Genomic DNA, 21,493 nt, shown 5'->3' on the forward strand with positions numbered 1-21,493 from the left:
TCGATGATACGCGACATTTCCCCATCCACGGGGCTTGCCCGGCTAACCGGGGCAAATGCCGGAACACCCATTTCGGATGGCGTTGCGCGTAGATCGCCAATGACGCCTGCTGCGCGGCCGCTGTCAATGCATCGGCCACCAGACGGTCGATGCTGCCCGAGCGGATCAGCAGGCGCCAAAAAAAGGCTGCCGATGATGTCTCGGCAGCCCATGGCATCGGATAAGGGTCAGGCGTTACTTCGCCGCTGCGGCCGGTTTGGCGGGCAGTTTTGCGAAGTCGGCGTCGATCGCTGCCAGCACCTTGTCGGTCACCGCATCGGGCGAATATTGCTGGATGTCCTTCAGCGTCATCGCCCGCGCCATGTCGATCTGGTCGTTGGTCGTCATCCCCGGGACGTGCTTCTCGATCACCGCCTTGGCGGCAGGATCGTCGAGCAGCGTACCGATCTCGGTCGTCGACGTCGAATAATGGGCCGCCGTCGCGGTCGCCGACGCGGCGGGCGGCTTGGCGGCCTGCGCGTTCACGAGCGTCGCGGGGGCCAGAAGAAGGGCGGCAGCTGCCATCAACGTACGCATAGATATCCTCTCATCACGCAGCGTCGGGGCTGCCAACAGTTATATCGTACGGTACCGTATCTATGTCAATGACCGGCCGGTCACCAGATCGCGCGGGCGGCCATGATGATGTCCACCGTCCGCTCGCCGTAAGCGTCGAATTCCGCGTTGCTGACGGTCCGGATCAGGCTTTGCTGGAGATACCAGCCCGTCATCGACGCGACGATGCGCGTGGCGATGCTTTCCGGATCGCGCGCGGGAATGCCGTCTCTTGCGGCGGCGTCGCGGATGTCCCGAGCGATCAGGTTGATGATATAGAGCGAGCCGACGTCGTGCATCGATTTGGCGAGTTCCGGAAAGCGACCGGCGGTCGAAACGATGATCCGCTGGAACGCCTGCACCTCGGGATTGTCGTGCGACCGGGCGATGACGCGGACGTGGTGGCGCAGCCGCTGGTCGATGTCGTCGGTCAGTTCGCTATCGGCCTCGGACGCCTCCGCCGACCATCGCGCGACCGCATCCTCGACGATCGCGTGGAACAGCGCCTCCTTCGAGGGGAAGCGACCGTATAGCGTCGTCTTGGACACGCCGAGTTCGAAGGCGATCGCTTCCATCGCGACGGCATCGAAGCCGTTTTCCAAAAAATGGCGGCGCGCGGTGGCGATGAGCGCATTGTCGATCGCCTCGACCTGCTTGGCCGTTGGCCGGCCGCGGCGGGGTACGAATGTCGGAGCAGCCTTGGTCATGGCGTCGCCCATATAAGACTGGCCCCGCGATACCAAGCCGTCAGCGGACCAGCGCGCTGCGGTCGAGCGAGGCGATCGTGGTGCGCGCGGTCAGCGCCATGGCCACGCGCATCTCCGCTTCCATGAGCTGCAGCATGTGGGTGACGCCCTTTTCGCCTGCCGCGGCCAGCGCGTAGACCCAGGCGCGGCCGAGCAGCACGCCGTGCGCACCGAGCGCGAGCATGCGGACGACGTCCAGGCCGGAGCGGATGCCGCCATCCGCCAATACCGTCAGCCGATCCCGCACCGCATCGGCGATGATCGGCAATGCCGCGGCGGTCGACGGGACGCCATCGAGCTGGCGCCCGCCATGATTGGACACGACGATCCCGTCCGCCCCGAGCGTCGCCGCGGCGCGCGCATCCTCCACGTCGAGAATGCCCTTGATGACGAGCGGCCCGTCCCAGCTCTCCCGGATGAACTCGAGGTCGCGCCACGACACCGTCGGATCGAAATTGTTGCGCATCCAGGCGAAGAAGTCTTCGAGACCGGTGTTCTTGCCGAGCACGGGGGCGACGTTGCCGAGCTGATGCGGACGCCCGCGGACGCCGACGTCATAGGCCCAGGCCGGGCGCAGCATCGCCTGTACGGTGCGCCGGGCGGACCCCATGAACCCCGACGCCCCCGCCAGCCCCGATCGATAGTCGCGATAGCGCGACCCGGGGACGGGCATGTCGACGGTGAAGATCAGCGCGGAGCAGCCCGCGTCCTTCGCCTGTGCCATCAGGTCGCGCATGAAGCCGCGATCGCGGATCATATAGAGCTGGAACCAGAAGGGCGCGTCGGTGCCGGCCGCGACCTCGGCGATCGGGCAGGCGGAGACCGTCGACAGGCAGAAGGGTATCCCCGCCTTGCTCGCCGCGCGCGCCGCCTGGACCTCGCCGCGTCGCGCGTTGAGGCCCGCGAGGCCGATCGGCGCCAGCGCGATGGGCATGGCGAGATTCTGGCCGAACAATTGGGTCGTCAGGTCGAGCGCCGAAACGTCGGTGAGGATCCGCTGCCGCAAGGCGATCGCCTCGAGATCCGCGATGTTCCGCCGCAACGTCACCTCGGCATAGGAGCCGCCGTCGATATATTCGAACAGGAAATGCGGGAGCTTGCGGCGCGCGAGGTCGCGGTAGTCGAGAGCCGATGCAGCCTTCATGGTCTTGCCTTCAGGAAGCCGTTGAACGTGATCCAGCGCAACAGCCCGTCGATCCAGCCTTGCGTCGTGGTGCCCTTGACGCCCAATCCGAAGCCATGTCCACTGCGTTGATAGGCATGGAATTCGAACTGGGGTGCGAATTCGGCGGGGACCGGCAGCGACGGCAGCACGGTCTGCGCGGCGGCCGCGAGCGGCGCGAGGAGGAGGGCGAAGATGGCGCCGGCGTGCATCGGTCTGCCGGTCATTGCAGGTTCACATAGGCACCGCCTTCGAGGAGCAGCGCCGCGCCGGTAACGTAGCGCGCCATGTCGGGGCGAGAAAGACGAGATGTGGATGATCGTTGTCAGGTCAATGACCGCGCATTCGGCCATTGTTCTGCACCGTGGCGATGCATTCGGTAAGCAGCGCCGCGGCGAGCGTGTGTCCGATCAGATCGGCTTCGATCAGAGCCGCATCCAGTAGTGCAAGCAGCCGACCGTTATCCATTTGGCTCGTCATTCGCGTCTCCCTGTGGCATTGGACGCGTGCCGCGGACGATCGATACACCGCCAGCCCGGTGGCGACTACCGAAATGCGGATGGATCAGGGGTCAACAATGGCGTCATTCGAAAGCTGTCTTGATATGGCCAAGACGCAGGTCGCGCTGAGGGCCTTGCGCTACGGCCATTTTCCCGCCGACATCTTCGACGAATATGCGTGGGACATGATGCTTCACATGTACATTGCCGCGCTGCGGCGACAGACGATGTACATCGACAATGCCGTCAATCTCACGTCGAAGAACAAGATGATCGGTGACCGCTGGATAAAGCACCTGCGGGCGGAAGGCATGATCGAGGTCGACGATGATGTCGTGGCGCTAAGCGAGACGGCGTTGCAGCGGATGAACGCCTACCACGAAGAGGCCCTGACCGCCGTCGAATAGGCCGGATCGACGCTCGTCGGCGCCGCGACTTCTCCTTCTCCGGGCCGTCACCCCGGGCTCCCGCTTTCCCGATGGGAACCCGTGAAGGACGTAGCGGGACCCCGGATCAAGTCCGGGGTGACGGACCGCCAGAGCAAGAGCCGCTGCGATAATGGATGTCGAGCGGCTCAGGCCGCCATCTGCTGGATCGTGCTGATGACGCGATCCTGACGATAGGGTTTGGAGAAGAAGATCGCATCGGTCGGCAGCGTGACGCCGGTCGGCCACGGCTTTTCCGAGGTGATGATGATCTTGATCGGCGGCCATCGGTCGCGGACGCACGCGGCGAGTTTGATGCCGTCGATGCCGCCGGGCATGTCGATGTCGGTGAAGACGATGCGGATGTCCGGGCGCCTCTCCAGCACGGCGATCGCCGCACTGGCGCTGCCGACGTCGATCACCGCGAAGCCGGCATCCTCGATCATGTCGGTCGCGAACAGGCGGAGAAGCGGTTCGTCTTCGACGACGAGCACGACCGGACGTTCGATGATAGCTGTCCCGATCACGTCTGCGCCAGCTGGCGGACCGACGCGCGCAGGTCGGCTTGCAGTCCGTCGGGTTCGAACCGCAAGTCGACGCCGCCCGTCCCCGCCAGGCCGAGCCGCACCAGCTTCGACCCGAAGCCGCGCCGGCTCGGCGCGATGACGGGCGGTCCCCCCGTCTCGCGCCAGCGCACCACGAGCTCGTCGCCAGCCTGCGTCGTCTCCACGGCCCAATTCACCTCGACATGCCCTCCGGTTTGACACAGCGCGCCATATTTGCACGCATTCGTCATCAACTCGTGCATGACCAACGAAAAAGACAAGGCCGCGCGCGAGCCGAGCGCGACCTCGGGACCGTCCATGTGAACGCGATCGCTGAAGCCGACCGCCTCGACGACCGCCTCGGCGACGACGCGCAGGTCGGCATCGGTCCAGCTCTTCTGCAACAGCACGTCATGCGCCGCGCTGAGCGCCATCAGCCGCTGCTCGAAGCTTTCGACGGGACGGCGATCGGGAACGTCCCGCAGCGTCTGGCTCGCGATCGCCTGTACCATCGACAGCATGTTCTTCAGGCGATGCGCGATCTCGCCGTTCAGCATCTCCTGCTGCTGCTCGGCACGCACGCGCGAGACGCCGGCTTCCAGCCGGTCGGCGACGCTGCGCAGGAAGGTCAGCTCCTCCGGCTGCCAGATGCGCCGCGCGGCGGCGTTGACGATCAGCACCGCCACGGTACGGCCATGCTGGCGAACCGGCATGTTGACCAGCGCGTGGACGCCGATAGCCGTCATGGCACCGGGATTGTCGATGGTCCGCGGATCGGTCAGCACATTTTCGATGACAAGCGGCTCGCCACGCACGAGGTGGTCGCGGATGGCGCCATAATCCTCGAACCGGTGCCGGCCCGCGATGCTGCCGGTGCCGGGCGCCGTCCAGTCGGGTTCGACGTCGATGTGGCGGACATCCTCGTCGACTGAGCCGAATCCGGCTCTCGACACCTGGAGCACGGCGCCGACGATCGCCGACGCGGCGCGGGTCATCGCCTGAACGTCGTGGCTGTTGCGGATGCTCTCGCCGATCTGGACGAGCGCGGTCTGCAGTTCGGCGAGGCGCTCGCTGCCACGCGCGATCCGGCGCAGTTCGAGATGGTCGCTTGCCTGCCGGGCGAGCGCATTAAGCAAGGTCTTCTGCGTATCGCTCAACCCGCCGGGACGGGCCTCGGTGTCGATGACGCACAGGCGTCCGACGATTTCGCCCGACCGCAGCGTCAACGGCGCGCCGGCGTAATAGCGGAACGCGCGGTCCCCGGTCACGAGCGGATTGTCGTTGGTCCGCATGTCGGCCGTCAGATCGGCGACCTCGAGCACGCCGGGATCGTCGATGTCGAGCCGGCACACCGACTGATGGATGGGCGTTTCGCTGACATCAAGGCCGATCCTCGCCTTGAACCACTGGCGATCGGAGTCGAGCAGACTGATGAGCGCGATCGGTGCATCGCAGGTCTGCGAGGCGATGAAGACGATGTCGTCGAACGCCTGCTCTTCAGGCGTGTCCAACACGAGCAGTCTCGCAAGCGCTTCTGCCCGACGGGCATCCTTATCGTCTGCCACCCTGCGCCCTATCGTTCTCAGATCCACCCCCCGGCGGACGTTACGTAGGGTAAGCTACTGTTATCGGGTCAGTGTCAAGCCGGCATCGCCGGATCGCGACCGGCCGGCGCGGTCGCCGAGTGGTTCGTCGAGAGAAGCCCTTCGTTGCGATCACGGATACCGGCATTCGCTCATTCCCCGATGTGGCTTTTCTGATTGAGCCGGATCAAGGTCGGCCCGGATCAGGAACGCCGCGAAGCGCGCCTCGTTCTCCTGTCATGCTATCAACGAAACCGATGTTCAGCTGGGCGGACCCCAGTGAGGACGAAGCGAGCCTGCTGCTCTCCGCCTATATCGCCGATCAAGGCTTCCCCTGCGTCGGCGCCAAGGCGGCGTTGGCGAAGGGCACGCTCGACATCCTCGGCGCGCGCGACATCGCGAGTGCGTGGGACGATCTGCGTATCCACGATCGGTTACGCTGTTTCGCCGCGCAATATCGCGCGGAGCCGTCGTTGTTCCGCAGCTTCGCCGTCGTCTTCTCCGGGCCGGACGACCTCAGCGAGGAAGCGTTCGAGCGGGCGATCTGGCAGCGCATCCAGTCGCTGTCGGACAAGGACGTTTGGCTGGGGCAGGCGTGGGACGAACGCGTCAGTCCCGATCCGTCCAACGCGCACTTCTCTTTGTCCTTCGGCGGCGAGGCGTTTTTCGTCGTCGGGCTCCATCCGCGTGCCAGTCGCCCGGCACGGCGCTTTTCGCGCCCGACGATGATCTTCAACCTGCACGATCAGTTCGAGACGCTTCGCGAGCAGGGCAAATATGAGACGATGCGCGAGAAGATCATGGTGCGCGACGAGGTGCTCGCCGGTTCGCGTAACCCGATGCTGTCGCGCCATGGCGAGGCGAGCGAGGCCCGCCAGTACAGCGGCCGGGCCGTCGATGGCGGCTGGCAGTGCCCGTTTCGGTATTCCGGCAAGTGAGGGATCATCAATTGGCCGATCGAACCGTCGAGATCCCGGAGCGGAGCGGCGACGCGTTTCGGCTCGCGAAAGGGCAGGTCCTCATGGTGATCGATCCGCGCGGCTGCCAGGTCGCAGATCTCCTCGCCTTCCGGGCCGACGATCTGGGTGAGGTGCTGTCGTCGGGCCGGACGCTCGATTATGCCGAGACGATCCGCCTGACCACGGGACACACGGTCTACTCCAATCGATCGAATGCGATGCTGGAGATCGTGGCGGATACGGTCGGCGTGCACGATTTCCTGCTGACGCCATGCTCCTATGCGACGTTCGACCATTTCTATCCCGAACTTCCCCGGCACCGGGGATGTTTCGGCAATCTGGCCGCCGCGCTCGCACCGTTCGGCGTGACGCCGGATCAAATCCCGGTCGCGTTCAATTGCTTCATGAACGTGCCGATCGACGCGGCGACCGGCAAGCTCTCGGTCCTGCCACCGATCAGCAAGGCCGGCGACAGCATCAGCTTCGTCGCACAGATGGATCTGGTGATCGGTCTCACCGCCTGCTCGGCGCCGGCGTCGAACGGCGGATCGTTCAAGCCGATCCATTATGTCGTCCACGATCAGGCGCCGGGCGGCCCGTCGCACGAAAGCGGTGCGACACTTCCGTCAGGGGAGCGGGCAGACCTATGAACGCCACATCCCCGATCGACATCAACACGGCGACCGCCAACGCGCTGGATGCGATTCCCGCGCTGAAGGGCCACGGCTTCGAGATCGTGCGCTATCGCGACGATCGCGGCGGGTTCAGCGATCTTCGTCAGCTGGCGGAGGTGCCCGGTATGGCGCATGTCGCGGAGAGTCTCGGCGACGCGGTGACGATCGGCAACGGCTGACCGTCCAAGCGCGACGGCAGGTGTACGATTTGGACAGCCGCCCCACCCCATCTGCGAACAGAAGGGGAGGGGCGGCTGCTTCAAGTGCCGACCGTTAGTAGTTGGCGCGCAGGATGATGGAATACCGACGATCGTTCGTGAAATAGGATCGCGGCGCCAGATCGTTGGATCCGGCTTTATACGCCTGCAGAAGCTTGGTGGTCGTATTCGTCAGGTTCACCCCCTGAACGCCGAGCTTAATGTACTTGTTGATATTGATGAACGCCGAGGCGTCGAGCTGCCCGGTCGAGTCGTTGAAGATCGACGTATAGGGGAAGATCACGTCGGCTGCGGTCAGCAAGAACCGCGAACGCCAGTTGTAGGCGGCGCGTAACGAGATCGGTCCCTTTTCATAGAAAGCCGTGGCGTTGAAGTTGTGCTTCGACAATCCTTCCAGCGGCAGATTGCCCTTGGCGACGGTCGACCCGGACGACGGCGTGCCACCGTTCAGGAAGGAATTGGGAAGGCCCGAACTGTCGATGAACGTATAGTTGCCGTTGAAGCCGAGGCCATTCAGGAAGCCGGGCAGGAAGTCGAACGTCTGTTGATAGGCGACCTCGAAGCCCCTGATCTTGCCCTTGCCGGCGTAATTTGCCGGACCACGCGCCTGGATGTTCTGCGTGATGCCATTGTTGGTGATCGAGCGATTGACCAGCGACTGATAAAAGAAGCCGTCGACGGTCTTGTAGAAGGCATCGACCGACAACTGGCCGACGCGGGCGAAATACCATTCCGCGGTGGCGTCGAACTGCCACGCCGTGGCCGGCTTCAGGTAAGGATTGCCGGCGTTGATCGTGACGGTGCCCGAACCCGGCTCCAATGCATAGGTCACATAGGGGCGGATGTTGGCGAAGTCGGGACGCGTCAGCACCTTCGATCCCGCGAGGCGGATGACCACGTCGCGCGTCACCCCCACCTTGAGGTTCGCGCTCGGCAGGAAATAGCCGTAACTGTTGGTGAAGAACGCGGGTTGCGACGCATAGCCGTTGGTGGCGAACGACCGCAGCCGTTCATATTCGGTCGCGCCGAGGTTGCAGACGCCGCCCGGTTGCGTGACCTGGACGGTGCCGTCCGGCAAGGTTCGCGACGTCGCGACGCAGCGGGTGGCATAGGGATCGACCACGCCCAGTTCGCTGCGATTGGGCACCGCCGTTTCGGACTGCGAATTGACCGTCGTACGGACGTAGCGCAAGCCGACGTTACCCGACACGCGGATGTTGCCGAACAGCGGATCCTTGCTGCCGAACTGCAGCATCGCATAGGCCGAGCTGTCCTGTTGCGTGACGTTCGACACTTCCGAGGGGAGGAACGACGTTCCCGGGATCGCGCCGGCACGCTGGCCCGCTGCCAGGAACCGGTTCGTCGCGGTGGCGCCGTTGGTGTTGCGCCAGATGTCATTCTGCGTCTGGAAGAAGCTGGTCGCCGAATTGTAGCCGTTGATCAGATCGCCGTTGTAATAATAAGCACTCGGCGGAGCGCTGGTCTTGCCCCTGAAGAAGTTGTCGAAATTGTACAACGACGACCGGCTGGTGTCGCCCTGGTTGAAGGTGACCGGTGCCCCCGACCAGATCTCGCTGATCGCGCCCCAATTGTATGCCGTGTAGCGTACGTCCTGCGTCCGCTCGGCATAACGTGCGCCGAATTTGATCCGGTTCAGGAAATTGCCGTCGTCGAACTTGTAGGCGAAATCGCCCTTGATCTGATATTCCGAGCCGACGCTGTGCTCGATATGGTCCATCGCCGCGCGCCAGAACTGGAAGTCGCGGCTCTGGAAATACTGGCTGTCGGTCGCGGCGGCGAGCGCCGGGTTGGGCGTCGCCTAATTGGCGGCAAGCGTCAGCGGCTTGTGCGGTATGACGATCGGCAGATTGCCGGTCAGGTCGAGCTCGGAATCGGCGAAGGTCGAGCCGAACACGCTGAGATCGGTCACGTCGTGCTTGGCATAGGTATAGTCGACGTCGAGCCCGATCGACCAATGATCGTCCGGATTGATCTTCAGGTTGAAGCCGGCATCCTTGACGAGGTTCTCGTCATAGACCTGCCGCCGCGACAGCGACTGCTGCGTGCCGCCGGTCGGCACGGTGGTGGTCGCCGTTCCGCTCGAGGCGGTCCGCCAGCCGGCGCCAGGGAGGGTGACGAAGCCGCTCTGGAACAGCCCGTTGCTGTCATACGTGAAATTGGGATAGGCGCCGCCGGCCGGATTGTAGCCATTGCCGCGCTGGTTCGCGCCGAACTGGAACTGGCCTGCGCCATTGAGCTGGCATTCCGCACGCGTCGTCGCATTGCCCGCGCCGTTGATCGGCCCGTTGCTGTTCTGCTGACAGCCGGCCGGATAGGTGCTGTATTCCGACAGGTCCGGCGCAGTCTCGAACGTATGTTCGCCCCAGGCATTGGTGGAATGGGTACGCAGGAACTGCGCGGTGAAGGTGGTGCGCTCGTCGGTGCTTTCCCACTGGACGGCCAGCGCCTGACCATCGCGCTTGCGATCATAGTCCTGGCTGCGGAACTGGCCGCCGATCGGGGCATAAGCGATGCCGGTGGGGTCGGCGAAGCCGTCCGCGCCCGCCGTACCGGTGGCGCCGCAGACGTTCGCCGGGTTGGGGAAGGCCGCGCCGCCGACGCCGTTGATCGTGCCGGGCGGCAACGTGAAGGCATCGGTATTGCCGGGGAGCTGGTTGCGGCAGGTCACCGTCGTGTTGGTTCCGGTACCGGTCGCCGCCTGGACGCCATCGCGGGTCTGGAAGTTGGTGACCTGGATGCCGTCGGCGCGGCTCTTCAGGCGCGAATAGGATCCGTTGACGAGGATGCCGAACCGGCCGATCGGCGTGTCCCAGGTATCCGAGACGAGCAGCGAGCCGGTCGGCGCCCACTTCTTCGCGAAGTCGCCGTAATTCGCCTCGAGGCCGCCACCGATGTGGAAGCCCTTGTTGTCGAAGGGCTTGCGCGTGTTGAGATTGACCGTGCCGGCGAGCCCGCCCTCGATCAGATCGGCGGTGGCGTTTTTGTAGACCTCGACCGAGCCGAGCAGTTCGGAGGGCACGTCGGCGAAGTTGATCGCCTGACCGCCGATGCCGGCGGAGAAGGTGTCGCGGCCGTTGAATTCCGAGCGGACGAAGTTGAGGCCGCGGACGTTGACGCCCGAGCCCTCGACCGAGAAATGGTCCGGATCGTTGTTGCCGGCAAAGCGGTTGATCGACACGCCGGGGACGCGTTGCAGCGCCTCGGTCACCGAGCGATCGGGGAGCGCGCCGATGTCCTGCGCCGTGATCGCGTCGACGACGGTGTCGGAATTGCGCTTGATCGTCTGTGCATTGGCGAGGCTCTGCCGGATGCCGGTGACGACGATGTCGTTCTCGCCCGCCTCATCGCGGGCAGCGGGTTCCCCGCTTTGCTGCGCGGCCGGATCGCCGCCCGGCACGTTGGGCGACGTCGCCGCCCCCGCGGTATTCTGGCCGCTGGCGGCACCGGTTTGTGCATAAGCGGGTACGCTGAGTGCGAACACGCACATCGCGGTAGCCGAAACGCTGCTGAGAATAGCCCGGCTACGAGTCCGGGTACGAACCACGCGCGCAAGCTGCCTATCGTCGGCCATCATAACATCCCCAACTGTCTTCCCTATCGATGTCTCGGCACGGCAGACCGTGCGGCATCTTGGAACTTCAGGTACGACCGGAAAATGCTCAAGGCAAGCCAATTTGTTTGCGCTACCACGAACTTCCGGATTGCGGGCGAAAGACGGTTCCCGGGCACCCAAATTCCGGTATGACGCGGACAAGGGCGGAGGAAATTACCGCGCTGGTCATGGGCAGAGTGGATGGAACGGGCGGAGCGGCAGCGGGTAGTGGTCGTCGGAGGGGGGACATCCGGCTGGATGGCCGCCACCGCGCTCGCCAAGCTGTTGCCCAGCCGATGCACCGTCGCGCTGATCGAATCGGAAGCCATTGGAATCATTGGGGTTGGGGAAGCAACCCTGCCGCATATCCGGGCCTTCAACGAGCGCCTCGGCATCGTCGAAGCCGAGTTCATGGCGGCGACGCGCGCCACCTTCAAACTGGGTATCGAGTTTCGCGACTGGGGGCGGGTCGGAGACAGCTACATCCATCCCTTCGGCACGTTCGGACGCGGCAGCGGCGAGGTGCAGTTCCACCATTATTACACCCGCCTGCTACGCGCCGGCGTGCCGCTGCCGCCGATCGAGCATTATTCGATGGCCTGTTCGCTGGCGCGGGCCAACCGCTTCGGCCAGCCGGCACGCGACCCGCAGCAGATCGCTTCGACCTTCGGGTATGCCTATCAATTCGACGCGGTCGCCTTCGCGCCCTATCTGCGGCGCATCGCCGAGGGGCTCGGCGTCCGCCGTACCGAGGGCAAGGTCGTCGCGGTGGAACGCGATGCGCAGAGCGGCGACGTCACCGCGCTCGTGCTCGCGGATGGGCGACGCGTCGAGGGCGACCTGTTCGTCGACTGTTCGGGCTTCGCCGCCTTGCTGATCGGCAAGGAGTTGGCCGAACCGTTCGAGGACTGGTCGCGCTGGCTGCCGGCCGACCGCGCCGTCGCGATGCCGTGCCGGACCGCGACGGCGGTGACTCCCTACACCAGCGCGATCGCGATGCCCTCGGGCTGGCGCTGGCGTATCCCGCTGCAGCATCGCACCGGCAACGGCTATGTCTTCGCGAGCGACTTCCTGTCCGAAGGCGCCGCGACCGACGCCTTGCTCGGCGCCGTGGAGGGCACGCCGCTCGCCGATCCGCGCGTTCTGCGGTTCAAGGCCGGACGACGCGCGCGCAGCTGGGTGAACAACGTCGTCGCGGTCGGCCTCGCGTCGGGATTTCTCGAGCCACTGGAATCGACGAGCCTCTATCTGGTCCAGCAGGCGATCACCGCGCTGATCGAGCTGTTCCCCGAGAAGCGCATCGCGCCGGTCGATCGCGACGAGTTCAACCGCCTGATCAACATGGAATATGATCGCGTCCGCGATTTCCTGATCCTGCATTATCACGCGACCGAGCGCGACGATTCGCGGTTCTGGGCCTACGTCCGGACGATGCCGATCCCGGACAGCCTTGCGGAGAAGATGGCGTTGTTCAGGCGCCGCGGCCGCGTCGTCAAATATCGCGAGGGCGCGTTCCTCGATGCCAGCTGGGTCTCGGTCTATCTCGGGCAGCGCGTCGTTCCGACGGGCGCGGACCCGCGGGCGGCGGCGCCGTCCACCGACAGCCTCGTCGCGGGGCTCGAACGGATGCGTGGCGAGATCGCCGCGGCGGTCGGCGCGATGCCGGCGCATGCCGCCTTTCTCGCCGGTTATTGTCCGATGCCGGCCGCCGCGTGACGCCGCTCGACGCGCCCATCACGCGCATCGCGGTCGTCGGCGGCGGGATCGTCGGCTGGTCGGCGGCGGTGGCGCTGCGCCGGCGCGTGCCCGGCGTGGCGGTGACGATCGTCGCGACGCCGCCGCCGCCCGACGCGCTCGCGGATCGCATCGCGCAGACGCTGCCGTCGACGATCGGCTTCCACGACGACCTCGGCCTGAGCGAGGACGATGCGGTGTTGCGCGCCGGCGGCGTATGGCGGCTGGGCAGCGCGTTCGAGGGCTGGGCAGGGGGTCTGCCGCCCTATGTCCATGCTTATGGGCCGTGTGGCCAGCCGTTCGGAACCGCCTCTTTCCACCATCACTGGCTGCGCGCGGCGCGGGCGGGGACCGCGGCGCCGTTCGAGGCGCATGCACCCGCGGCGATGCTGGCGCGGGCCGGGCGGATGCCGATCCCGCCGGCGGGAATCGTCGCGGAGGTGCAGGCGGCGGTGATGCTGGACGTGCCGCGCTATCGGGCAATGCTGGAGGCGTTCGCGCGGCATCTGGGGGTCGAGGTGCGCGATGGCGAGGTCGCCACGGTGCGACGGCGCGGCGACGACGGGTTCGTCGACGCGCTGCTGCTGACGGACGGCACGGTGGTAAGTGCGGATCTGTTCGTCGACGCCTCCGGTCCCCGCGCGACCGTACGCGGCGCGATCGACGATGTCCGGGAGGACTGGCAGCGCTGGCTGCGGTGCGACCGGCTGGTCACGGCGGATGGGCCGCCGGAGCGAATGACCGCGCTGGATCAGGTCCATGCCACGCCGGCCGGCTGGCGCTGGCGCACGCCGACGGTGGACCGGACGTCGCATGGCCTTTGCTACGCGGGCGCCTTCCTGGCCGAGGCCGACGCGCAAGAGGCGCTGGCGACGGCGGGCGCGACGGCGATCGCGCCGGCGGTCGCCTTCCGTCAGGGCACCCGGCCAGAGCCGTGGGCGCACAATTGCGTGGCGGTCGGCGATGCCGCGACGGTGATCGAACCGCTCGACTTCACCAACCTGCATCTCGCCCATAGCGCGATCGACCGGATCGTCGCGATGCTGCCGGGCCGCGCCTGCCATCCGCTGGAGATCGCCGATTACAACCGGCAGGCACAGGCGGAGGTGGTCCGCGTGCGCGACTTCGTGCTCTGTCACTATGCCACGGCGCAGCGCCCCGAACCGTTCTGGCGCGTTTCCGAACCACTCCCGGACAGCCTCGCCCGGACGCTGGCGGCGTTTCGGGAGCGCGGCCGCCTGCCGTTCTTCGAGGAGGAGACCTTCTCGCGCGACGATTGGCTGACGGTGCTGATCGGGCAGGGGACGATGCCGCGCCGCATCGATCCGCTGATCGAGGCGACCGACGCCGCCGACAGCGACCGGGCCATGGCGGCCTATCGCGCGGCGATCGGCCAGGCGGTGTCGCGATGTCCCGATCTCGACGCGTATTTTTACTCACAGCGGAAACGGCTCGGCAGATGAACGAACATACGATCCGCAGCGTGGTCATCCTCGGCGGGGGGACGGCGGGCTGGATGGCGGCGGCGGCGATGGCACGCTTCCTCAACAACGGCGTCACGCGCGTCACGCTGATCGAGTCCGAGGAGATCGGCACGGTCGGCGTCGGCGAGGCGACGATCCCGCCGCTGCGCACCTTCAACAGCATGCTCGGCATCGACGAGCATGCGTTCATCCGCGAGACCGGCGGCACCTACAAGCTGGGAATCGAATTCGTCGGTTGGGGCGATATCGGCGAGCGCTATTTCCATCCATTCGGCGCGCACGGCCACGACCTTGGCGGGGTGCATTTCCACCAGCTCTATCTGCGCGAGCGGCAGCGGCGGGTGCTGCCCGATATCTCCGCCTGGTCGATGAGCGCGGTGGCGGCGCAGGCCGGCAAGTTCGCACCCCCGGCACAGCAAGCGCAATCGGCGGTCAAGGACCTGTTCTACGCCTATCACTTCGACGCGGTGCGCTACGCCGGCTTCCTGCGCCGCTTCGCCGAACGCAACGGGGTGCAGCGGATCGAGGGCAAGGTCGTCGCGGTGGCGCAGCGGCCCGAGGACGGTCATGTCACCGCGCTCAAGCTGGACGACGGGCAGACCGTCGGCGGCGACCTGTTCATCGATTGCTCCGGCTTCCGCGGCGTTCTGATCGAGGAGACGCTGGAGACCGGCTATGAGGATTGGCGGCACTGGCTGCCGTGCGATCGTGCCGTCGCGGTGCCGAGCGCCTATAGCGGCGATCCCGATCCGTTCACCCGCGCCACCGCGCGCGGATCGGGCTGGCAATGGCGGATTCCGTTGCAACAGCGCATGGGCAACGGGCTCGTCTATTGCAGCGAGTTCCAGCAAGCCGATGCCGCCGAGCGCGAGCTGCTCGCCAATCTGGAGGGCGCACCGCTTGCGGCGCCACGCCATCTCGCCTTCACCACCGGTCGCCGCAAGCTGGCGTGGAACCGCAACGTCGTCGCTTTGGGGCTGGCGAGCGGCTTCATCGAGCCGCTCGAATCGACCTCGATCCACCTCGTCCAGTCCGGCATCGCGCGGCTGATCGCGCTGTTCCCCGACCGGCGCTTCGATCCGGTCGAGCGCGACGAATATAACGCGCAGATGCACGAGCTGTATGCCGACGTCCGCGACTTCGTCATCCTCCACTACAAGGCGACGCGGCGCCGCGACACGCCGTTCTGGGACCGCTGCCGCACGATGGACATCCCCGACAGCCTGGCGCGCAAGATCGCGCTGTTCCGCGGCAAGGGGCGGGTGTTCCGTGAGAACCGCGAGCTGTTCGCGACGACGAGCTGGGTCAGCGTGTGCCTGGGCCAGGACATCGTGCCGCAGGAGTACGAACCCGCGGTCGACGCGCTCGACGAAGAGCGGGTCGCGGGGGCGCTGGAGGAAATGCGCCGCGAGTATCTCGACATCGCCGGTCGCCTGCCGAGCCATGGCGACTTCCTCCGCCATATCTCCGGCCAGCCTGCCGCGCCGGCGACCGCACCCGCGGCGCCGACCACAGCCGCCGGTCCGACCTTTTCGTTCGCATCGGAATCGCCGTTCGATTTCTCGGCGGACCCGCTGTGAGGGACGATGCGATCCGCCGCGTCGTGATCGTCGGCGGCGGCACCGCGGGATGGATGGCGGCGGCGGCGATGTCGCGCGTACTCGGCGAGATGCCCGGGCTGACGATCGAACTGATCGAATCGGACGAGATCGGCACCGTCGGCGTCGGCGAGGCGACGATCCCGCAGATCGTCCTGTTCAACAAGATGCTCGGCCTCGACGAGGCGCAGTTCATGCGCGAGACGCGCGCGACCTACAAGCTCGGCATCGAGTTCGTCGACTGGGTCCGTCCCGGCCACCGCTACGTCCACCCCTTCGGCAGCTACGGGCTCGACATGAAGGGGATCGAGTTCCACCATTTCTGGCTGAAGGGGCAGGCGCTCGGCGATACCACGCCGCTCGATGCCTATTCGCTGGCGATCGTCGCCGGCCTGCAGGGGCGGTTCGGCCATCCGCGTCCGGACCAGCCGGGATCGCCGCTGTCGAAGCTGAGCTATGCCTTCCAGTTCGATGCCGGCCTGTACGCGCAGCTCCTGCGGCGGCTGGCGGAGGCGAACGGCGTGCGCCGTATCGAGGGGCGGATCGTCGCGGCCGAACGCGACGGCGAGACCGGCCATGTCAGCGCGGTAGCGCTCGCCGCGGGCACGCGGGTCGCTGGCGACCTGTTCATCGATTGCTCGGGCTTTCGCGGTTTGCTGATCGAAGGCGAGATGCAGGCCGGGTTCGAGGACTGGAGCGCATGGCTGCCCTGCGACCGCGCGGTGGCGGTGCCCTGCGCGCACGGCGGCGACCGGCAGCCGCTCACCCGCTCGACGGCGCGTGCGGCGGGGTGGCAGTGGCGCATTCCGCTGCAGCATCGCATCGGTAACGGCTACGTCTATGCCAGCGACCATCTGTCCGACGACGAGGCGGCCGCGACGTTGCTCGCCAATCTCGACGGCGCGCCGCTCGGCGATCCCCGCTTCCTGCGCTTTACCGCCGGGCATCGCCGCCGTGCCTGGGTCGGCAACGTCGTCGCCCTGGGACTGGCCGGCGGGTTCCTCGAACCGCTGGAATCGACGAGCATCCACCTCGTCCAGTCGGCGACCGCGCGGCTGCTGACCTATTGGCCGACGCGCCGTTTCGACCGGGTCGAGATCGACAAGTTCAACGCCGCGCACGTCGCCGATTACCTCGACATCCGCGATTTCCTCGTCCTCCACTATAAGGCGACGCAGCGTCGCGACACCGCCTTCTGGGATTATTGCCGCATGCTGGCACCGCCGCCGGGACTCGCCGAGAAACTCGCCGTCTTCGCCGCCAACGGCCGGGTCTTCCGTGAGCACGACGAACTGTTCACCGAGACGAGCTGGCTGTCGGTGATGGTCGGGCAGGGCGTGGCGGCGGGCGGATATCATCCCGCCGCCGATCTGCTGTCGGATGCCGAGACGCTGTCGCGGCTCGATCATATCCGGCGCGTGGTCGAGGAAACGGCGCATCTGCTGCCGCGGCAGGACGAGCTGCTGGCACATTATGGATGCGCGATGACGGGCGTCGCTGCATGACCGCGCAGGCGCTGCCCGAGATCGCCAACGTCGACCGGCGCACCTTCGACAACGAAATCCGCCCCGCCGGCCGGCCCGTGGTGCTGCGGCAGGTCGGGCGCGACTGGCCCGCGGTGCAGGCCGCGCAGCGTTCGGCGGAGGAGGGCGTCGCCTATCTCCAGCGGTTCAGCCACGGCGAACCGGTCGCCGCGATCCTCGGCGAACCATCGATCGGCGGCCGGTTCTTCTACAACGACGATCTCACCGGGATGAACTTCGTGCGCGGGCAGACGCCGCTCGACCCGTTCCTCGCGCGGCTGCTGCGCGATCGGGATCGCAGCGAGCCCTTCGCGATGGCGGTCCAGTCGGTGCCGCTGCCCACACTGCTGCCGGGGTTCGCCGAGGCGAATGCGACGGATCTGGTCGCGCCGGACGTGGTGCCACGAATCTGGCTGGGCAATGCGATCCGCGTCGCGACGCATTACGACCTCATGGAGAATATCGGCGTGGTGGTAATGGGGCGGCGACGCTTCACGCTGTTTCCGCCGGATCAGGTCGCCAACCTCTACATGGGGCCGCTGGAGCTGACGCCGGCGGGCACGCCGGTCAGCCTCGTCGATCCCGACGCGCCGGATCTCGCGCGCTTCCCGCGCTTCGCCGACGCCGCCAAGGTCGCCCAGACCGCGACGCTGGCGCCGGGCGACGCGATCTACATCCCGTTCCACTGGTGGCATGCCGTCGAGTCGCTCGATCCGGTCAATGCCTTCGTCAACTACTGGTGGAATGCGGCGCCGGCCGAGCTGGGCAATCCCTATGACGCGCTGCTCCACGCGCTACTGGCGATCGCCCCGCTGCCGGCGGATCAGCGCGACGCGTTCCGCGCCGTCTTCGACCATCTGGTGTTCCGCGGACAAAGCGATCCGGCCGCGCATCTGCCGGATGCGGCGAAGGGCGTGCTGGGACCGATCGACGCGACCACCGCGGCCCGCATCCGCGCGACGTTGCGCGACGGCCTCGCCCGACCGTAACCGCGGGTAGGCCTAGCGCTTGCCGCCGAGCAAGCGGACGAGGAAGTCGCGCAGCCGCTCGGTGCGGGCGGGGCTTGCCGCGGCGAGGATGCCGCGCGCCGCGACGGGGAGATGGTCGCCGACTTCGCCGGCACCGTCCGCAAAGACATAATGGTCGAACCATCCCCGCCACGCGTGGCGCTGCGCCGGCGGAAGATCGCGCACCGCCATCAGCGCGTGGACCAGCGCGCCGAAGGGCGATGCCGCCTGCGCGTCGCCCCACCAATAATTCACGAGCACGTTGAGCGGGTCGAGCGCCGCGACGTGGTGCCACCAGATCGCGGGCACGAAGATCGCGTCACCCGGTCCGAGCTCCGCGACCTGCGCGTGCGCCAGCGCCGCGGCGAACCGCGGATAGCGGGCAAGATCGGGATTCTCGGGATCGACCATGCTCGACGGCGGTCCGGCCATCGTATGGTCGAGCGGGCCGACGTAGAGGTTGGCGATCTGGTCTGGGGGGAACAGGGTGAATCGCCGCCGCCCGTGGACGACGCAGGCGATGTTGCTCGATTCGTCGTAATGCGTGGCGACGCGGGTCGCGTTGCCGATCCACAGCCGCGCGGGCGCATCGCCCGTCGGCAGGCCGAGGTGGTTCTCCGCGTCCCAACCCGGCAGATGCTCAGGCGCCGTCGCCGCATTGGCGTAGAGCGCGTGGGCATCGACGGCGCCGTCTTCGCTTTAGCGGACGAGCTGACCGAGCAACTGCCGCAACGCGACCTTCTGCCGCTGGAAGTTGAAGCCGGTCACATCGTCGTTGTAGAAGAAACGTCCGGCGATCTCCGGCGCGCCGATCATCACGTCGAGCGTCTGCCCGCCCTCGAATGCGGCGAGATAGGTCGCCATCGCGCGATCGCCGCCGCGCCCGGCGCGCACCGCCGCCCATGCGTCGACCTGCCCGCGCAGCACGACCGGCACATAGCCCCCCGCGATCTCTCGTGCGAAGGTCGCGGCGTCTACCGCAGGGCGCTCGATGACGGCCGATGTCATCCCCGGTGGCTTTCCATGTCTCTTGCCTCTCGATGGGTGGCGCCGTGCATGTGGGTAGAGGGCCGGCTTCGATACAAATGAAGCGTGATTTCCGATTGTTACCGGTCTGCCGCAGCCATGGAATTGTCAAGCGCGCGCCGCGCGGCTTGTGGACAAAAGGGGTACATATAGTTAACGGCCGCGGATGGCGGCATCCTTGTTTCTCCTTCTCGCGGTGGTGTTCGCGTTTACCGGCGGCAATGGGCCGTGGGTCATGATCGCGACGATCGTGCTGGCGGCGGCGGCGGGGACGCGGCTGCCCGACCTCGACACGCCGCTGCGGCTGCGGCATCGCAGCGCGCTGACCCACGGTATCCTGCCGCTCGCGGTCGCGCTGCTCGATCATCGGACGTGGCCGGTGGCGGCCGGGCTGGGGTTCGGGATCGGCGTCCATCTCGCGGCGGACCTGTTTCCGGGCACGATGCGGGGCTATGCGACGATCAAGCTGCCGGTGTGGGGCGCGATCGGCGTGGTGCCGTCCTATCTGTGGATCGCGATCAATGCGGCCGCCAATCTGGTCGGTGGAATCGTCGTGCTGGAGCGGATCGCGACGCAGCGGGTGGTCGCCGGCGCGCTGGCGGCGACGGGCGTGCTCGGCGCGGCCTATCTGCTGCGCGCGCAGGGCGGGTGGCCGGCGCTGGCGATGCTGGCATTGCTCGGCTGGCTGATGACGCGATAGCGCGGCGGCGATCAGCGCAGGCGGGCGTGGTCGCGGTGCGCGGTGCGGATGAGATTGCTGAAGATCAGGCGGACGAGATCGACCTGCCGGTTGCTGCCGGTCTTGACGAACACCTGCTTGAGATAGCCGCGCGCGGTGCTGACCTTGACGTGGAGCGATTGTGCCGCCGCCGCCAGCGTCTGGCCCGAGGCGAGCAGGCAGGCGAGTTCGGTCTCGACCCGCGACAGGCGGAACAGCTTGCAGACGGGCTCGGCGAGCTGGTGGATGTCGAGCCCGGGATCGACGAAGAACAGCAGCGCGCCGCCCTCGTCGGGCGCGTCCGCCGCGCGTGGCGTGCAGACGAACGACGCCACCAGCGGCGGGCCATGGTCGCGGTGCAGCATCAGCAGCGACATCGGCGCGAGCGCCGCGGTCGAGCCGGCATGCGCCAGCACGTGGCCGACCGCGGTGGAGAAAGCGCCGGCGTCGCCGCGGTGGGTCGCCTGCACCTGGCCGCGATGTTCGCGGATGCCGTCCTGCCGGTCCATCAGCAGCCGTGCCGCATCGTTGGCGAAAGCGATCTGGCCGTCGCCGGAGAGCAGTACGATGCCGATCGCGACCAGGTTCAGCCCGGCGCTGACCCCCTCCGCGACGCGTCGCTCGAGCCGCGTCGATTGCCACAGGCGCAGATAGGCGGAGACGCTGGGCCATTCGCGCAGCGACGCGCGCTCGATGGCGATGCGCCGGTGCTCGTCGACCGCCGCGAAGAGGAGATTGACGAATAGGGCGGCGTGGCCCGGCGTGTGCGGGACCGGGATCACCAGCGCGGCGGCGTCGTGCGGCGGCGCCAGCTGCTCGCACCAGACCGGCGCCGGCAGGCGGCGATCCGCCACCGAGTCGATCCGCTCGGCGATGCGCAGCAGCGATGCGACGAAGGCGTCGCCGAGGCCGGCGGCGGCAAGGCAGCTCGGCACGCCCTGGCGCGGCGAGCCGGTCAGCGCCCAGCCGTCGGCCCCGAGCGCACGCGCGAAATGACCGACGACCAGGGCGATATCGTCGGCCGCAGAGGTCGGCTGGTCATCGGTATCCAGAATGATGCGGGCGATACGATCGGCGACCGGCGCCGGTCCCGTCGTAGAATATAGCGCGCCCTGCTCATCGTACGGCGGCAGCCCGTCGCTGCATATGGCGGCCGTACGGAAGAGCAGGGGCAGATGTCTGTCTGCCGCCACCGGACCATCTCTCCCTGCGTCGACCCGTTCGACTCCCGTCGGGCCTCTCTTTGCACGCCTACTCGTCGGTCAGTCTTGCAAACATAGGATAACCTGTTTTGAAACAACGACAATAGGGGGAATTCACCCCCCATTTGGGGGTAAAGACGGCCCCCAGATGAATGGGGAATTGGCCCGCAAAGGGGGGTAAT

General features: G+C 66.9%; 19 protein-coding genes and 2 pseudogenes. 10 read left to right on the top strand and 11 right to left on the bottom strand.

Annotated features, from left to right (window positions below; genetic code table 11):
• Positions 1 to 234: 234 nt before the first annotated feature.
• The 5 genes from AC07UH_RS11580 to AC07UH_RS11600 form a co-directional block, all read right to left on the bottom strand.
• Positions 235 to 576, bottom strand: coding sequence for a hypothetical protein (locus AC07UH_RS11580; protein ID WP_495189861.1), 342 nt, complete (start codon positions 574 to 576; stop codon positions 235 to 237).
• 80 nt (positions 577 to 656) lie between these two features.
• Positions 657 to 1,301 carry a TetR/AcrR family transcriptional regulator gene (locus AC07UH_RS11585; RefSeq protein ID WP_169742527.1) on the bottom strand — a complete coding sequence of 215 codons (645 nt, stop codon included), beginning with the start codon at positions 1,299 to 1,301 and terminating at the stop codon, positions 657 to 659.
• Positions 1,302 to 1,341: 40 nt separating this feature from the next.
• Positions 1,342 to 2,484 carry an FMN-dependent L-lactate dehydrogenase LldD gene (lldD, locus tag AC07UH_RS11590; RefSeq protein ID WP_495180564.1) on the bottom strand — a complete coding sequence of 381 codons (1,143 nt, stop codon included), beginning with the start codon at positions 2,482 to 2,484 and terminating at the stop codon, positions 1,342 to 1,344.
• On the bottom strand, positions 2,481 to 2,729 hold the full coding sequence (locus AC07UH_RS11595) for a hypothetical protein (protein WP_495180565.1): 249 nt from the start codon (positions 2,727 to 2,729) through the stop codon (positions 2,481 to 2,483). Before AC07UH_RS11595 ends, lldD begins: the two co-directional genes overlap by 4 nt.
• A 103-nt stretch (positions 2,730 to 2,832) precedes the next feature.
• A complete protein-coding gene (locus AC07UH_RS11600) occupies positions 2,833 to 2,982 on the bottom strand; it encodes a hypothetical protein (RefSeq protein WP_495180566.1) in 150 nt (49 codons plus the stop codon).
• Positions 2,983 to 3,106: 124 nt separating this feature from the next.
• Here AC07UH_RS11600 and AC07UH_RS11605 point away from each other — a divergent pair, with 124 nt between their 5' ends.
• Entirely contained in the window at positions 3,107 to 3,409 is a 303-nt protein-coding gene (locus AC07UH_RS11605) for a hypothetical protein (protein ID WP_038661277.1), read from the top strand.
• Positions 3,410 to 3,576: 167 nt separating this feature from the next.
• Here AC07UH_RS11605 and AC07UH_RS11610 read toward each other — a convergent pair whose 3' ends face one another.
• Entirely contained in the window at positions 3,577 to 3,954 is a 378-nt protein-coding gene (locus tag AC07UH_RS11610) for a response regulator (protein ID WP_245640867.1), read from the bottom strand.
• Positions 3,951 to 5,486: a sensor histidine kinase gene (locus AC07UH_RS11615; RefSeq protein ID WP_495189862.1), complete on the bottom strand. Its 1,536-nt coding sequence runs from the start codon at positions 5,484 to 5,486 to the stop codon at positions 3,951 to 3,953. The genes AC07UH_RS11610 and AC07UH_RS11615 overlap by 4 nt, the downstream gene beginning before the upstream one ends.
• A gap of 326 nt (positions 5,487 to 5,812) precedes the next feature.
• On the opposite strand from AC07UH_RS11615, the gene gntA reads away from it, so the two are divergent.
• From gntA to AC07UH_RS11630, 3 genes are read left to right on the top strand one after another with little or no spacing between them, the layout of a single operon-like run.
• Positions 5,813 to 6,493 carry a guanitoxin biosynthesis heme-dependent pre-guanitoxin N-hydroxylase GntA gene (gene gntA, locus AC07UH_RS11620; protein ID WP_081974365.1) on the top strand — a complete coding sequence of 227 codons (681 nt, stop codon included), beginning with the start codon at positions 5,813 to 5,815 and terminating at the stop codon, positions 6,491 to 6,493.
• 11 nt (positions 6,494 to 6,504) lie between these two features.
• Positions 6,505 to 7,164: a DUF1989 domain-containing protein gene (locus AC07UH_RS11625; RefSeq protein WP_495180568.1), complete on the top strand. Its 660-nt coding sequence runs from the start codon at positions 6,505 to 6,507 to the stop codon at positions 7,162 to 7,164.
• A complete protein-coding gene (locus AC07UH_RS11630) occupies positions 7,161 to 7,367 on the top strand; it encodes a ComEA family DNA-binding protein (protein WP_495180569.1) in 207 nt (68 codons plus the stop codon). Before AC07UH_RS11625 ends, AC07UH_RS11630 begins: the two co-directional genes overlap by 4 nt.
• A 94-nt stretch (positions 7,368 to 7,461) precedes the next feature.
• Here AC07UH_RS11630 and AC07UH_RS11635 read toward each other — a convergent pair.
• Positions 7,462 to 9,189, bottom strand: a pseudogene (locus tag AC07UH_RS11635) (TonB-dependent receptor); the annotation flags it as partial.
• A gap of 36 nt (positions 9,190 to 9,225) precedes the next feature.
• Positions 9,226 to 10,914: a TonB-dependent receptor plug domain-containing protein gene (locus AC07UH_RS11640; protein WP_495189863.1), complete on the bottom strand. Its 1,689-nt coding sequence runs from the start codon at positions 10,912 to 10,914 to the stop codon at positions 9,226 to 9,228.
• A gap of 363 nt (positions 10,915 to 11,277) precedes the next feature.
• On the opposite strand from AC07UH_RS11640, the gene AC07UH_RS11645 reads away from it, so the two are divergent.
• The 5 genes from AC07UH_RS11645 to AC07UH_RS11665 are packed head-to-tail and all read left to right on the top strand — an operon-like array spanning position 11,278 to position 18,347.
• A complete protein-coding gene (locus AC07UH_RS11645; protein WP_495180571.1) occupies positions 11,278 to 12,735 on the top strand; it encodes a tryptophan halogenase family protein in 1,458 nt (485 codons plus the stop codon).
• Complete coding sequence (locus AC07UH_RS11650) at positions 12,732 to 14,216, top strand: tryptophan 7-halogenase (protein WP_495189864.1); 1,485 nt, start codon at positions 12,732 to 12,734, stop codon at positions 14,214 to 14,216. Before AC07UH_RS11645 ends, AC07UH_RS11650 begins: the two co-directional genes overlap by 4 nt.
• The gene (locus AC07UH_RS11655; RefSeq protein ID WP_495180573.1) at positions 14,213 to 15,817 is read left to right on the top strand and encodes a tryptophan halogenase family protein; all 1,605 of its coding nucleotides are present in this window, start codon (positions 14,213 to 14,215) and stop codon (positions 15,815 to 15,817) included. The genes AC07UH_RS11650 and AC07UH_RS11655 overlap by 4 nt, the downstream gene beginning before the upstream one ends.
• A complete protein-coding gene (locus tag AC07UH_RS11660) occupies positions 15,814 to 17,340 on the top strand; it encodes a tryptophan halogenase family protein (RefSeq protein ID WP_495180574.1) in 1,527 nt (508 codons plus the stop codon). Before AC07UH_RS11655 ends, AC07UH_RS11660 begins: the two co-directional genes overlap by 4 nt.
• Positions 17,313 to 18,347: a cupin-like domain-containing protein gene (locus tag AC07UH_RS11665; protein ID WP_495193947.1), complete on the top strand. Its 1,035-nt coding sequence runs from the start codon at positions 17,313 to 17,315 to the stop codon at positions 18,345 to 18,347. Before AC07UH_RS11660 ends, AC07UH_RS11665 begins: the two co-directional genes overlap by 28 nt.
• A 12-nt stretch (positions 18,348 to 18,359) precedes the next feature.
• Here AC07UH_RS11665 and AC07UH_RS11670 read toward each other — a convergent pair.
• Positions 18,360 to 19,373: pseudogene (locus AC07UH_RS11670) on the bottom strand (cupin-like domain-containing protein).
• Positions 19,374 to 19,569: 196 nt separating this feature from the next.
• Between AC07UH_RS11670 and AC07UH_RS11675 the strand changes: the two are divergent.
• On the top strand, positions 19,570 to 20,091 hold the full coding sequence (locus tag AC07UH_RS11675) for a hypothetical protein (protein ID WP_495180575.1): 522 nt from the start codon (positions 19,570 to 19,572) through the stop codon (positions 20,089 to 20,091).
• A gap of 11 nt (positions 20,092 to 20,102) precedes the next feature.
• Here the strand turns inward: AC07UH_RS11675 and AC07UH_RS11680 are convergent, their stop codons facing one another.
• Positions 20,103 to 21,302, bottom strand: a complete 1,200-nt coding sequence (locus tag AC07UH_RS11680) for a helix-turn-helix transcriptional regulator (protein WP_137897455.1) — start codon at positions 21,300 to 21,302, stop codon at positions 20,103 to 20,105.
• Between the last annotated feature and the right edge of the window lie 191 nt (positions 21,303 to 21,493).

The sequence above is a fragment of the Sphingomonas sp. GW821-FHT04B01 genome, assembly GCF_059420425.1.

Excerpts from the sequence above, each read along its gene's own strand:
- AC07UH_RS11645 (WP_495180571.1), top strand. The coding sequence starts at position 11,278 with ATGGCCGCCACCGCGCTCGCCAAGCTGTTGCCCAGCCGATGCACCGTC.
- AC07UH_RS11640 (WP_495189863.1), bottom strand. The coding sequence starts at position 10,914 with ATGTGCGTGTTCGCACTCAGCGTACCCGCTTATGCACAAACCGGTGCC.
- AC07UH_RS11655 (WP_495180573.1), top strand. The coding sequence starts at position 14,213 with ATGAACGAACATACGATCCGCAGCGTGGTCATCCTCGGCGGGGGGACG.
- AC07UH_RS11595 (WP_495180565.1), bottom strand. The coding sequence starts at position 2,729 with ATGACCGGCAGACCGATGCACGCCGGCGCCATCTTCGCCCTCCTCCTC.
- gntA (WP_081974365.1), top strand. The coding sequence starts at position 5,813 with ATGTTCAGCTGGGCGGACCCCAGTGAGGACGAAGCGAGCCTGCTGCTC.
- AC07UH_RS11605 (WP_038661277.1), top strand. The coding sequence starts at position 3,107 with ATGGCCAAGACGCAGGTCGCGCTGAGGGCCTTGCGCTACGGCCATTTT.
- AC07UH_RS11665 (WP_495193947.1), top strand. The coding sequence starts at position 17,313 with ATGCGCGATGACGGGCGTCGCTGCATGACCGCGCAGGCGCTGCCCGAG.
- AC07UH_RS11600 (WP_495180566.1), bottom strand. The coding sequence starts at position 2,982 with ATGACGAGCCAAATGGATAACGGTCGGCTGCTTGCACTACTGGATGCG.
- AC07UH_RS11585 (WP_169742527.1), bottom strand. The coding sequence starts at position 1,301 with ATGACCAAGGCTGCTCCGACATTCGTACCCCGCCGCGGCCGGCCAACG.
- AC07UH_RS11630 (WP_495180569.1), top strand. The coding sequence starts at position 7,161 with ATGAACGCCACATCCCCGATCGACATCAACACGGCGACCGCCAACGCG.
- AC07UH_RS11580 (WP_495189861.1), bottom strand. The coding sequence starts at position 576 with ATGCGTACGTTGATGGCAGCTGCCGCCCTTCTTCTGGCCCCCGCGACG.
- lldD (WP_495180564.1), bottom strand. The coding sequence starts at position 2,484 with ATGAAGGCTGCATCGGCTCTCGACTACCGCGACCTCGCGCGCCGCAAG.